Source organism: Anaerolineales bacterium (genome assembly GCA_030583885.1).
Lineage (GTDB): Bacteria > Chloroflexota > Anaerolineae > Anaerolineales > Villigracilaceae > Villigracilis.
This window is the reverse complement of sequence record CP129480.1, coordinates 662679-676447: the sequence shown is the minus strand read 5'-3', so window position 1 is coordinate 676447 and position 13769 is coordinate 662679. Positions and strand designations below refer to the sequence as shown.

At 54.9% G+C, this 13769-nt stretch carries 9 protein-coding genes; 1 reads left to right on the top strand and 8 read right to left on the bottom strand.

Features of this window, described 5'->3' with window-relative positions:
- Positions 1-159 precede the first annotated feature (159 nt).
- The 7 genes from QY332_03395 to QY332_03365 form a co-directional block, all read right to left on the bottom strand.
- Positions 160-1152 carry a dipeptide ABC transporter ATP-binding protein gene (locus QY332_03395; protein ID WKZ36968.1) on the bottom strand — a complete coding sequence of 331 codons (993 nt, stop codon included), beginning with the start codon at positions 1150-1152 and terminating at the stop codon, positions 160-162.
- 16 nt (positions 1153-1168) lie between these two features.
- Positions 1169-2203, bottom strand: a complete 1035-nt coding sequence (locus QY332_03390; GenBank protein WKZ36967.1) for an ABC transporter ATP-binding protein — start codon at positions 2201-2203, stop codon at positions 1169-1171.
- A gap of 33 nt (positions 2204-2236) precedes the next feature.
- Positions 2237-3235: an ABC transporter permease gene (locus tag QY332_03385; GenBank protein WKZ36966.1), complete on the bottom strand. Its 999-nt coding sequence runs from the start codon at positions 3233-3235 to the stop codon at positions 2237-2239.
- Between the two features lie 18 nt (positions 3236-3253).
- On the bottom strand, positions 3254-4453 hold the full coding sequence (locus QY332_03380) for an ABC transporter permease (GenBank protein WKZ36965.1): 1200 nt from the start codon (positions 4451-4453) through the stop codon (positions 3254-3256).
- Positions 4454-4558: 105 nt separating this feature from the next.
- The gene (locus QY332_03375) at positions 4559-6433 is read right to left on the bottom strand and encodes an ABC transporter substrate-binding protein (protein ID WKZ36964.1); all 1875 of its coding nucleotides are present in this window, start codon (positions 6431-6433) and stop codon (positions 4559-4561) included.
- Positions 6434-6897: 464 nt separating this feature from the next.
- A complete protein-coding gene (locus tag QY332_03370; GenBank protein ID WKZ36963.1) occupies positions 6898-9987 on the bottom strand; it encodes a PBP1A family penicillin-binding protein in 3090 nt (1029 codons plus the stop codon).
- Positions 9988-10001: 14 nt separating this feature from the next.
- Positions 10002-10451: a MaoC/PaaZ C-terminal domain-containing protein gene (locus QY332_03365; GenBank protein WKZ36962.1), complete on the bottom strand. Its 450-nt coding sequence runs from the start codon at positions 10449-10451 to the stop codon at positions 10002-10004.
- A 127-nt stretch (positions 10452-10578) separates the two neighbouring features.
- On the opposite strand from QY332_03365, the gene QY332_03360 reads away from it, so the two are divergent.
- The gene (locus QY332_03360; GenBank protein WKZ36961.1) at positions 10579-12993 is read left to right on the top strand and encodes a hypothetical protein; all 2415 of its coding nucleotides are present in this window, start codon (positions 10579-10581) and stop codon (positions 12991-12993) included.
- 121 nt (positions 12994-13114) lie between these two features.
- Here the strand turns inward: QY332_03360 and QY332_03355 are convergent, their stop codons facing one another.
- On the bottom strand, positions 13115-13747 hold the full coding sequence (locus QY332_03355; GenBank protein WKZ36960.1) for a hypothetical protein: 633 nt from the start codon (positions 13745-13747) through the stop codon (positions 13115-13117).
- Positions 13748-13769: the final 22 nt, after the last annotated feature.

Below are 13769 nucleotides of genomic sequence, written 5' to 3'. Positions count from 1 at the left end.
GCTGCAATTATACCCAGCACGGTCACAAATTGCCCTTTTTCGGAAGGGGCAAAGCGCAATTTGTGACCGTGGGCATTATATAACAATGTTAAAGGTTGAAACATGAATCTGAACTGCCCAAAATAAAAAGAGACCGCCTTTAGCGGTCTCTTGTCTTCCCTATTCAGCCAGCCAGCAGGCCACCCAATGCCCGGGCCTGACTTCCTTGAACTCAGGCTCCTCCTGCGAACAATGTTCAACGGCAATGGGACAGCGGGTATGGAAACGACAGCCGCTGGGCGGGTTAAGCGGGCTTGGCACATCACCCTTGAGGATGGTACGTTCGCGCTTAATATTGGGATGGGGAATCGGAATGGCAGAGAGCAAAGCCTTTGTATAGGGATGCAAAGGCTCGCGGTACAGCGAATCGCGATCCGTCAATTCCACCATCTTGCCCAAATACATCACCGACACGCGGTCGGAGATATGCTCCACCACGCTCAGGTTATGCGCAATGAATAGATACGTGAGGCCAAATTCCTTTTGCAGGTCCCTGAGAATATTTAAAACCTGCGACTGGATGGAAACATCCAGCGCCGAGACCGGCTCATCACAGACGATGAATTTCGGCTGTAAAGCCAAAGCACGGGCAATCCCGATGCGCTGACGCTGTCCGCCGGAGAACTCATGCGGGTAACGGCGGGCATGATATTCCTCCAGACCCACCTTCTTGAGCATGTTGATGGCAACCTCCCAGCGCTCCTTGGGGTTGCCAATCTTATGGATCTGCAATCCCTCCATGACGGATTCGCCGATCGGCATACGGGGGTTAAGGGAAGCGTAGGGATCCTGAAAGATGATCTGCATGTCGCGGCGCAGGGTTTTGAGCGATTTTGGCCGCATGGTGATAATATTTTCCCCATTAAAGGAAACTTCGCCGGAAGTCGGTTCAATCAGGCGAAGTATGGAACGACCGACGGTCGTTTTTCCGCAACCAGATTCACCCACCATGCCCAGAGTCTCGCCGCTTTTTATCGCAAAGCTCACCTTGTCCACAGCCTGTACCCAGGCTGTGACACGCTGAAGAACACCGGAGCGGACAGGGAAGTATTTTGTAAGCTTCTTTACAACCAGCAGGTCTGGCTTTTCTTGAGTGTTCAATTTAGTATTCATCGCCACATCATCTCTATTAGGATTTGCTTGCCTGCTTTAGCGGGGCAACATGTTCATCGGAGTCCTGGAAAAGCCAGCAGCGTACTTTGTGTCCCTCGGCAACTTCCGTTAATTCAGGGCGTCTATCAGTACAAACTGATAAATTATGTTCAATGCGTGCCAGACAACGAGGAGCAAAACGGCAGCCAGCCGGCAGATTCACCAGGTTCGGCACGGAGCCGGGAATAACGTCCAGGCGTTCACGGACTTCGCCCAGGACCGGGATCGAACCGATCAGACCCTTCGTATAAGGATGAAGCGGCTGGTCAAAAAGCGTGGCTACAGGGGATTGCTCCACAATTTCACCCGCGTACATGACCGCCACGCGGTGTGCCATCTCGGCGATCACGCCGAGATCATGAGTGATCAGGATCATGGAGGAACCCAATTGATTACGCATATCCCTCATCAGGTCCAAAATCTGGGCCTGGATGGTCACATCCAGAGCGGTGGTGGGCTCATCTGCGATCAACAGGTCCGGCACACAGGCCAGCGCCATGGCAATCATAATGCGCTGCGCCATGCCGCCGGAAAGTTCATGCGGGAAGGATTCGGCGCGGCTTTCCGGCTCGGGAATCCCCACCAGTTTCAGTAATTCAATGGCACGGTTTCTGCCCGCTTCCTTCCCAAAATCCTGGTGAATATTAAGCACCTCGGAAATCTGGTCGCCGGCTCGAAACACGGGGTTAAGCGCGGACTGGGGCTGCTGGAAGATCATGGAGATGCGGTTTCCGCGCACCTTCATCATCTCTTCTTCCGTGGCTTTAACCAGGTCCTTGCCATCAAAGATGATTTCGCCCTCTTCGATCTTGCCGGGCTGGCCGATCAAACGCATGATGGAAAGGGAGGTAACACTTTTTCCGCAGCCGGATTCGCCCACAATCCCAAGCACTTCACCATTGTTCACTTCAAAACTTACGCCGTCCACGGCACGCACCACGCCATCCTCGGTATAAAAATACGTCTTAAGATTACGTACTTCGAGCAAGGGTTTTTGAATATTTGTCGCCACAGGTATCTCCGCAATTGAGATTTTTCTTGCCGATTATAACTTCAAACGGGGATCCAGCGCGTCGCGCAGACCGTCGCCAATGTAGTTAAAGGCAAGGGAACATAAAAAGATCGGTATTCCGGGCAGCAGAGGCAGCCAGGGCCTGTCGAACATGTAGGTCTGCGTTGCAGAAAGCATGTTTCCCCAGGTGGGAATCGGGTCTTGAATGCCAAAGCCAAGGAATGCAAGCGCAGCCTCCGCGACCACAAAACCCGCAAGCCCCAGGGACGCATCCACAATGATCGGGGCCATGGCGTTTGGGATCATATGTTTCAAGATGATCCAGATGTTCGTGGCGCCCAGGGAACGGGACGCCTCCACAAATGTCTGCTCGCGCAGGGACAAAACCGTACCACGCATCAACTGTGCGGCGGCCAGCCAGCCAAAGCCGGCCAAAACAATGATGATCAACACCGCACTGCGCGCATCCCTGGGACTGAGCAACATGATATTTCCCACAAACCTCAGCACCGAATCCGGGATGGGGATCAGGTCTTCATTCCTTATCAGCATGGAGGAGATGATCAGCAGCAGCGGCAATGTTGGAATGGTCAGCATGAATTCCACAAAGCGCATGAGAACGGCATCCACCCATTTCCCGTAAAAGCCGGAGATCGCCCCCACAAAGATGCCGATGGTCTCCGCGATAAATACGGAGAACAACGCCACGGTCAGCGAGATGCGCCCGGCATAGATCAAGCGGGAAAAGTAATCGCGGCCAATATTATCCGTGCCCAGATAATGCACGCGGCCGGTCGGCTCATCCACCGTTCCAAATGGGACAAAGTATTTGTTGACGTTCAGTTCATCCACCCGAAAAGAGGTGATGTAGGGCGCCAGAATGGTCACGCTGAAAATAACTATCATGACAACCAGCGAGGCCATTGCCAGACGATGGCGCACAAAACGGCGGAAGACGATCTGGAACGGGGTGCGCTCCTCGATGATAATGGCTTCGGAATCGAGCTTGTCCAATTGGGCAGATACAGTCATCGAAAAATATCCTCAACGCTAGTTTAAACGAATGCGTGGATCCACAATCGTATATAGAATATCGCGCAGCAGTGTTGCAATCACGGTCAGAACCGCCAGGATGAAGAAGATCGCCATGGCCACCGGGTAATCATAATCACCCAGGGCAAGGATGTACAAACGTCCCATGCCGGGCCAGGCGAATATGCTCTCGGTGATGATCGCGCCGCTGAAAAGGGCCGGTATCGTAAACACCACGATCGTAACGAACGGTATCAGGGCGTTGCGGAGGGCATGTTTCATGATGACAACCACCTCACGCAAACCCTTGGCGCGCGCCGTGCGGACGTAGTCCTGACGCAATACATCCAGCATGCTGGCGCGGATGAAACGGCTCCAGACCGCCACATTGATCAAGGTCAGCACGGTGACCGGCAGGATCAGGTGCAAAACCCGGTCTTTGGCCGAACCAGCAACCACGTAGCCGATCATCGGAATCGTATAGTCACGCAGGGATTCGGATAAACCGGCGGGGATGTAGGGCAGCCCCGCGCTCCTGGGAATGATCGAGAAGACCAGGATCAAGAGCAAACCAAAGAAGAAACTGGGCATGGCTGACCCCATAAATGCCAGCGTGGTGAAAATATAATCAAACTTGGAATATTGCCGAACGGCTGAATAAATGCCCAATGGAATTCCAATGATAAGCGAGAGGATGACTTCAAGCCCGATCAATTGGAGGGTTTTTGGCAGGCGGCTCAGGATCAGGTCGCTGACCGGGCGGTCACGCAAAAGACGCCAGGACAAGCCAAAATCGCCCCGCAGAATACCGTCGCTGGTACGCCGCCCAACGAGGTCCTTCAAATAAACGTTTTCCCTGCATCCCACTTCTCTAATCTCGTATACACCGCGTGAATTTAGAACTTCCGCCTCGATCGGCTTGCGGCAGCCAACCACCATGTCGCCAAAATATTCCTTCCCGCCGATCACCACAGGTCCGCGCGGTGCGCCAATAAACCAGCGGCTGAAACGAACGGTCAGGTTCAAGTCCAACTCAAAGGAGGCGCGGATGCGGGCAATATCCTCTTCTGTGATCTGAAACCGTCCAGATTGTGTGATCTGGCGCAGCCCCGCCATGGGTCCCCCGGGCGCGAAGCTCAACAAGGTATAGGTGGCAACCGCTGAAATGAAAACAACCAATATGGATTGCAAAACGCGGCGGATCAGATACGCAGTCATAACTTCTCCAGCAAAAAACTAAGGGATTTCCTTCTATTGTACATTTTGGGGTAGGCATGTCTCCATGCCTACCCCAATTTTAACTCGGTTCGCTACCAGTACAAATTAGCGGATGAACAACTGGATGTCGATATGTTCCCAGGTGCCACCGGCTTCGGTGTAGGTCACGATCCTGCCAGCGTCCTCGGCAGCCACCAAAGACTCGCTCAGGCCGGCCAAAGACTCGGAAGCCAGGATGTCAACTTCGCCGCTGAGGAGCAGCGCTTCGGCGCTTTCAGGGGTAATGAAGGCGATGATGAACCTCGGGGAGGCAGGCGCGCCGCCGACCCAATATTCATTGGCTTCGAAGACCATTCTCTCGCCCTTGACCCATTCGACGAGCTTGTACGGACCATAGGAAAGGGGCTGCTCAGCCACGCGGGGATCGGTCGCCCAATCCTTGGCGGGAAGATCGCCCAACTGATGGGCGGGATAGATCCGCCAGACAGGGACGAAGTATAGCGGGTCCTGAACGCCGGGGATCCAGGTCTGGACATAGCCGTTGGCGGTGAAATCCACGCTCGCGGTCTTGTCGCAGGTGATGAAGGAGGTCGCGCCGGATTCCTTGTCACAGTCGATCTTGTAACCCAGTTCGAGGTCCGCACCGGTCACCGGTGTGCCGTCTTCCCAGGTCAGGCCGTCGATCAATTCAAACGTGGAGACCAATTGCTTCATGGTGACGGTGCCGCCAGTGAATTCAACGGTCTCGCCGGCAGCGTTGATCACGGACACGCCGGGGGCAAGTTCGACCACATCGCCGTTGGCGTCCACAACCATGGTGCCTGCGGAGACCTCGACATCGTTATTGGTGGTGCCGCCATTTTCGAGTGTCGGCAGTTCCTTGACCAGTTCCGCCTTGAAGTCATAGTTCAAGTGGGTTTCCTGCGCGGGGCGGGCGATCTGGTAGGCAATATTGGCTACGAAGGCATCTTCCACCAGGGTGAACAGGGAGGCGGGTTCCTGGGTGAAACCAAGAACGACGGTGTCGGAGCCGGCTTTTGCCCATTCCTGGACGTTGTAGTTGTAGTATTCCTGTCCGGGGGCGGGAGCGAAGCCGCTCAGGTCAGCGGAGGTCGCAAAGGTTTCGGTGCGGTTGAAGAGAGGAATGGAGGGAACGTCCTTGGTAAATTCCTGCTGGACGATGGTGTAGGCCGCAATGCGGTCATCCTTGATGAGGGTGTTGTTCGCCAGTTTGATGTTGGTGCTGGCAAGCTGGTTGCACCAGCCCATGCCGTTCTGACCTTCCCAGCCGTTTTCAGGCAGCGGGATCTGGTCACAGGCATACAGGGTCTGACCGCCGGGGTCAGCCTGGCCAACCCATGCGAACGCGCCCAATTCATAGTCGCGGCGGGCGAGACCAGTGGTATCACCGAACCACCAGGAGGCGGGGGCATGCAGGCGGACAACACGGATGCCGCACTCAGCCATCTGAGCTTCCCAAATGGAAGCCCAGGTCACACGGAAGGCGGCAGCGGTGGTGGTGAACTTGAGGGCAAGTTCGTCACCGGCGGCATTGACGCGGAAGCCTTCACCGGTCCAGCCGGCTTCTTCGAGCAAAGCCTTGCCCTTTTCCGGATCGAATTCGTAGATGGTCACGTTCTCATCACCGGCATATGCCCAGTGAGCGCGCGGGATGAAGGTGTGCATGATCAGGGAGGCCTGTTCTTCCTCATCCAGAAGAGGATACACTGACTTGATCAGGTCCTCTTTGTTGGTGCAGTAGGACATGGCCTGGCGCACACGCAGGTCGCTCAGGATCGGATGAGGGGTGGTGAAGGAAGCCTGCACAGCAGGCTCTTCCGCGGGCTGTTCACCGGCGGGCTGTTCACTAACAGGTTCTTCAACAACAGGTTCAGCGGGGGCAGTGCCGCCACAAGCGGCAAGCACCATGCTGGCGATGACCAGCAAGCCTAGAACAAAAAACATACGGTTTCGTAACATGGTTTTTTCTCCTCCAAGAAGAAAATATGGGGATTGATTTTCGAACACAACACAACAAACGTACCTGTCTTGACTGTCTCTTCTGATATCACCTCCTTCTATAGTTGAAAGGGGTCTTACCATTCAAAATCAAGCACACCAGATTATACCTAATTCCATAGGCACGTCAACACTGATACCCCTCCGGTAAAATGTATAGTCACCCTGCATCTGCAAAAATAATGCCCAAATCCATAAAAAACCCCTCTGGAGAACTGTTTTTTGGCGGGAATTTTATGACACCCGGATATGATTTTTGTGACAAAAAAAAGACGCGCCTCGTCCCGCGCCGATCCCTGATTCTTATCACCGGCAGCTTCATGCCCTGGTCAGCCTGTTCTGCTCGTCCTATGATGTTCTTTATAAAGGAGAAAGGGGCAGTCGCTTTGGATGATCTGCAAAAGCGTCTGCCACCTTATTCCACATTATGGGGTTGGTGTATTCGTCGGGATGGGTGTGTCCGTCGGGATGATGATCGGCGTCGGAGTATCCGTCGGCGGCGGGGTGGGCGTCTCGGTGGCTGGCGGCGCGGTTGGGGTCGGCAGGTTGAGGTTAATTCGGATGCGATTGTCCACTTGTGCGTTATCGCCGATCAGGGTCAACCGCAGGGTGAGGATCCCGTTCGGCAGGCCGGACAGATCCCATGCATGGAATGTGCCATTCTCGACGGCATGATTGCCTTCGCTCAATACCGTCCATGAGCCCGGGTCCTCCCCCTGCCCATATTCCAGGACCCATTTTTTGAAACCACCATCCGCATTGGCCGTACCTTTGATGTCCAGGGACGCACTGGTAACCACCTGCCCATCATTTAAATTGAACTCAACAACAGGCTGTGGATCGTCCGCCCGGCATTCACGCTCGGGCGCATAGATGGGTTCATTCGGCAGGTCATTGCTTTCCAGCCAGTTGCGTCCCTCGCGGGTTGTGAACCATTCACGCGCCCATTTATCCGTCACGTTCATGACGAGTTCATCTTCGCTGGGTCCTTTGCAGGCCTCGGAGGCCTGATACCCGGTCCAAAGGTCAATGGGAATGCGGCGTACGAGGTCCTGTCCCGGAGGGAATGGGGGTTGATCGAAGGCGAAGATCTCGGTGTATTGCGCGCGGCAGAAATTGGAAGGTTCCGTGCCTGAGAGGCGACAGACAATTTTATCCACGATGCCGCCCGGACGAACGAACGGGGTGGGTGTGCCGTTGGTGAGATAGGGCACGGCAAATTCCATGAACTGCGACCAGATGGGAGCCGCTCCGCTCAAGCCCGAGGTGTTTGTCATGGGGGTGTAATCGGCGTTGCCGATCCATACGCCTGTGACGAGATCGGGCGTGTAGCCCATGGTCCAGTTATCGCGGATGTCGTTCGTGGTGCCGGTCTTTGCCGCAACCGGGAAGGACAGGTTCAGGGGAGAATTGCGTCCGAACATCCAGGAGCGCGCCTCGTTATCCGAAAGGATGGATGTGATGAGATAGGCATGCTCCGTGCGGATGACCTGCTCGGCGGTTTGCGGTTGATGCTCATAGATCACATCGCCGGCAAAATTGGTGATCTTGAGGATGGCAACCGTCGGTACGCGCGCTCCAGCGTTGGCAAAGACGGAATATGCGGAGGTCAGATCGATCAGGCTGACGTCCCCGCCGCCGAGCGTGAGGGAGAGGCCGTAGTCGTTGCGGGTGAAGGTGGTGATGCCCAGCCTTTCCGCCATGGCGATCATGCCGTCTTTCTCAGGTGTGTTCGGGTCATCGTAAATACCGACAAATTCGAGGGTTTTTACCGCGGGAATGTTAAAAGAATTGGAGAGCGCGGTCCGCACGGTCATGCCACCGTGGAATCTTCCGTCATAGTTCCTCGGTTCATACGGCGCGTTGGCGCCGTCCGGGAACTGGGAGGGGACATCCCAAATCCATGTGGAGGCAGTCCAGCCTTTCTGAAAGGCGGCGACGTACGTAATCGGTTTGATGGATGAACCGGGCTGGCGCGTGGGGCTGATGGCCATGTTGATCTGCCCGGATATTTCCACGTTATTGAAATCGGGCGAGCCGATCATTGCCAGGATCTCGCCCGTCGACGGGCGGATCGCGATCAACGCGCCGTTTTGCGTATTGTTGGCTGTCATGGCCGCAACCTGACTGGTGACCAGTTCCTGGGCACGGTCCTGCAGGACGGGATCGATCGTGGTGTATACAACGAAGCCTGAACGATAAATGGTCTGCGCGTCGTACAACTTCTCCAATTCTGCGCGGATGTAATTAACCCAGTGCGGATATTTAGCCGCAAAGGAGGGCTGGCGGTAGGAATAGGACTTCATTTCATTGGCAGCCTGTGTGGCGGAGACCGGGTCGACGCAGATGGGGGCCGGGCTGTTGCTGACGGTGATGCATCCATCCGTCTGGCTTAACTCGAACATCAGCACCAGCACCTGCTGCTGGCGGACCAGGGTCACGTCCGGGTTGCTGTAGATATCATAGACAGCCGGCGATTGCGGCAGACCGGCAAGGAAGGAGGCCTCGCCCAGGGTAAGGTCCTTGGCAGATTTTCCAAAATAGGTCTCAGCGGCAGCCTCCACACCGTAGGCAAGGTTGCCGTAATAGATCTCATTTAAATAGAGTTCGAGGATTTCATCCTTGGAATAGCGGCGTGTGATCTCCGCGGCAAGGATGATCTCGCGTGATTTACGCGTGTACGTTTGCTCGGCACGTTCCTCCGGAGAAAGGAAAAGCGCGCGCGCCAATTGCTGGGTGATGGTGGACGCGCCTGAAACTGTCCCCCCGCTGCGATAGTTTTGCCACAGGGCGCGCATGATGGCGATCGGGTCGAAACCGGGGTGGCTGTAAAACTCCTTGTCTTCGGTGGCAATGGTTGCCGCAATCAGGTTGGGGGAGATCTCGCTGAGTGGAATATAGGTGCGGCGTCCTGCGGTGGGATCAAGGATCTCGTAAAGCGGCTGTCCATTGCGGTCGAGAATGCGCGTCGTTTCAAATTGGGAGGCGCGGTCGCGCAGGTCGCCCACTGAAGGCAGTGCGCTGGCGATCACGGAATATTGATACACCATATACGAGCCCACACACAAAACCAGGATGACAAAAAGAAATGCGGAGGCGATAAAGCCGCGCACCAGACAGCTTTTATTACCTCGCAGCAGCGCCTGGAATTTATCCCACAAGGATTGTTCATCCGCAGGTTGTGCATGCGCGGGCGGTTGATGGAACGTGCGCTGCGGGTTTGCAGGCGGGCGTTGATATACGGGGCGCTGCAGGTTTGCATGCGGCTGTTGACTCGCTGTCTGCCGATAGGCCGCATTTGAGACGCGCGTACCTTCCAGGTCCGTTTCCTCCACGCGGCGAGGCAGGGGCATATTGTCCTTGTCTATGGCGGGACGGGTGAATCGAGGCGTGGTATTGCCCGTTTGATTCGAATCAGGTGCCGGCGGAGTCCGAGGCGCGGGGTTTACGTCTCCGCGAGTCTCCTGTTCCGATTTTAGTAATCGGCGCAATTTATCGTTGTCTTCATTACTCATTATTAATACCCTGTCTATTTCGGCTTGCTCAACATCAGCAAATTCAACATGCCCTTCTGGAGGACTTCATCATTCTGGTTGCGGACTTCGACACTGGCGATCAGCGCGCCGCCGCCAATGCGCGGCAGGGCTTTTGTCTCGGTGACGGTCAACATGGCATGAATGGTGTCGCCGATAAAAATCGGCTTCACAAATTTCCATTCCTGAATCTCGCGGAAGGCAAGCACCGTGCCTTCGAGCAGGCCTGTGCGCATGATCAAGCCGGTGGCAATGGATAGACCCAACAGCCCGTGCGCAACACGCTGACCGAACGGGGTCGTCTTTGCAAATTCGGCATCCGTATGGATCTGGTTGTAATCGCCCGTAAGCCCTGCGAACGAAAATATGGCATCCTCGCTCACGGTGCGCGATGCAGTTTTGATGGTCTGTCCCGCTGTGAATTCTTCAAAGTAAAGTCCGGGCATGTCTCTCTCCTCTTTCGTGGTCTAAAGAGTCTTGCAGGTCTTACAAGTCGAAATGGTCAAAACTGCCCGACCTGTCGGACCATTCAAACCTGTCAGGCCAATAAGACGTATTCAGGATTATACCCGTTTGACCTTCCGAGGTTCTGCCCGTACAATACCCCCCATGCGCGACTGGTCATTAACCCTCGGCGACCCGCTCTACCTGACTTTGGCAGCGGACGCCCGTCTATGCACGCCCGACTACGTCAACGATCATATTTGGGAAGTGGAACTGGGCGCGGCAGAGCCGGCCGCCATATCCTTATATACAACCTTTGGTCTGCGTGCGCGTTCGATGCGTATTTTTTTACGCTTCACCGAAGGCAGCACCACGGTTGCAGACCCAAAGGCATTCGCCGCCAAACCATCACTGCGGCGGTACTACCCAAACTTCCTGACCCTCGATTTTGTTCCCCTCGAAAATCTACAAGTCACCACTGATTTTTGGGTCCCCGAATCCCATGCGATCGCCGGACGCGTAACACTCACCAATAAAAGCAACGCTGTGCGCCAGATTCAACTCGAAGTCTGCGCCGTGCTCGCGCCATTGGACGGGCAGTCCATCATCCCCACCCAACAGCAGCTTGTCAACATCCTTGCCGGCCAGACCAGCGGGATCGCTCCCGTCATCTTCATGACGGGAGGTCCCAGGCACGGCGCCGGGGCCCATCCCTCGCTCATGCTGGACCTCGAACTCGGCCCCGGTGCCACACGCACATTGTCCTTCGCCGAAGCCGCCCTCGATACCATCCCCGAGGCGTTCAACCTTGCCCGCAAAACCGCCGCCCGCGCCTGGCAGGCTGAACTCGCCCGCATCGAAATGCTGGATGCCTCGCAGGTGCTGGACATCCGCACCGGTGACATGGAATGGGACGCCGCGCTGGCCTTCAGCCAGAAGGCCGCGCATGGATTGTTCTTCGGCGGGGGAGACCATCTGCCCAATCCATCCTTTGTCAACGCCCGCCACATGGACAATGGGTTCTCACGCAAAGGCGACGGCACGGATTACCATCCCTCGTGGAATGGGCAATTCCCGCTGGAGACGTATTACCTCTCCAGCATTTTGCATGGTACGCCGCAGGTGACCAAGGATCTCCTGCTCAATTTCCTTTCCACGCAGGATGAAGACGGCGAGGTGGACGGCCAGCCCGGGCTGGCCGGTCAACGCGGCAAGTTGATCGCCGCACCCCTGCTCGCCAGCCTCGCATGGAAATATTTCCAGACCACGCAGGACGAGGAATTTTTGGCGGAGGTCTTCCCAAAATTAATTAAATTCTTCTGGTCGTGGTTCTCCGGCGCGCATGACAGAAACCGCGACGGCGCACCTGAATGGGACCACGTCCTGCAAAGCGGCTTTGAAGATAATCCGCTCTTCGATGTTTGGAATCCCTGGTCGCAGGGGCTGGATATTACACTTATGCACAGTCCGGCGCTGGAAGCCATGCTGTATCGCGAAGCGCAGACCCTCGCCAGGATCGCTGAAGAACTTGGCAAGCCCGAAGAAGAGACCGCATTGATCCGCTCACAGGCGGAAACCGTCAAAGCCTCCATCGAGGCGGGCTGGAATCCGCGCACAAGTTTTTATTCATATCGCGACCGCGAAACAGGGCTGGTCTCGACAGGCAGGGTGATCGCCAAACATAAAGGCGATGGGAACATGCGTCCGAAGTTCGAGTCCGGGACGCCGGTCCGCCTGCTGGTGGAGATCCAGACCAAAAGTCCGGCTGCGAAGCGGCCTGAAGTGGAGATCAGCGAATACTTCACCAAATCCAAGGGCGAGGTCGAAACGATTTTGGGCCATCAATTCCAATGGCGCACGGGCGGGCTGGTGACGGCTACTCAAAAGGTCTTCACACGCGTCGGGCGCGTGCGGGTGACGGGGCTGGATGAAAAGGACAGGATCAACGTGAAGATCATTGACACGACGGGCGAGGACATTACACTGGCCCTGCCGCTGTGGGCCGGAGTGCTTGAAAAGCAAAAGGCCTACGCGCTGGTTGGACGCAACCTGATGACCGCCGAACGCTTCGACCGGCCTTTTGGATTGCCGTCGCTTCCGCTCTCGCCGGACCCGCAGGCTGAATCCGTTTCAATGAGCGTAAGCCTGCCCTGGAACACATTGATCGCGGAGGGTTTGCTCGCGTACGGATTCCGCGCCGAAGCCGCACGCCTGACCGCGCATTTGATGAACGCGGTCATCCAAAACCTGAAACAGAACCGCGCGTTCTACCAGCGTTATCACGCTGAAAAAGGGACCGGCCTCGGCGAGCGCAATGCGCTCACAGGCTTTGCGCCGGTCGGTTTGTTCATGCAGGCGCTGGGCGTGACGATCCTTTCGTCCACGCGGGTGAAGCTGGAGGGTAAAAATCTATTTCCCTGGCCTGTGACGATCAAGTACAAGGGACTCACCATCACGCGCGGCCTGGAACAGACCACGGTCACCTTCATGAACGGGGAAAGCGCCATCGTGAAGGACGAGACGGCTTGTATTGTGGAGATGTAAAGTTGAATTGGCTTAAATGGTACAAGCATCCCGAAACGCACAGGATGCTGTAATGCTATATGTCAATCGAAGAAGAAGAAACTCCGTTTGCGAGATAATTTTACAGCATAGAATGTTGTTACTAAAAATGTATCCAAACTGGTATTATCGATGCTATAAGCCAGTGTTCTTTTTCCTTAACTAATATTGCCTCTTGAAGCGCTGCGCCATCATCATATCGGACAATTGCCTTATCCCCATTAATATCAATTGAGATAAAGGTTAGTTCAGTTTTGGAATTAATTGTGTTGCCTAAAACAGGTGCTCGACCATGATTGGCCTTTAATATTTCCTGAAACTCTTCTGATGTTAGATTCCTGTTTTCTAATTTTGCTCTATCAAGGGCTTTTTCTAACAATTTTGCTCCCTGTCCCATTGATATATATTGAGCTTGCATTGCAGTTAAATAACCTGTATTGCCCGGTTCTACTGCTTCTAGGCCAAGAATAGAAACTATTGCATCCCGTTGTTGATCGGTTAACTTATAGTCTTTTGTGTCAATGAAAACTGAGGGGAATTCAGAGACATCAAAGGTCTGGGAAGCATGCGCCATGAGTTCATATGATCTGTTCATTACCGCTACAATCTGCCGTGTGTCAGGTGTATCGGGAATGCCAGAATTTGCCCGTGCATTTTTTGTTCGAATAAATATGAATACAACACCCACAAGCAGTATCGCAATAATGAGCATGAAGGTTTTGTTTTTTTCTGTCATTTTCACTCCTATGTAACACCAG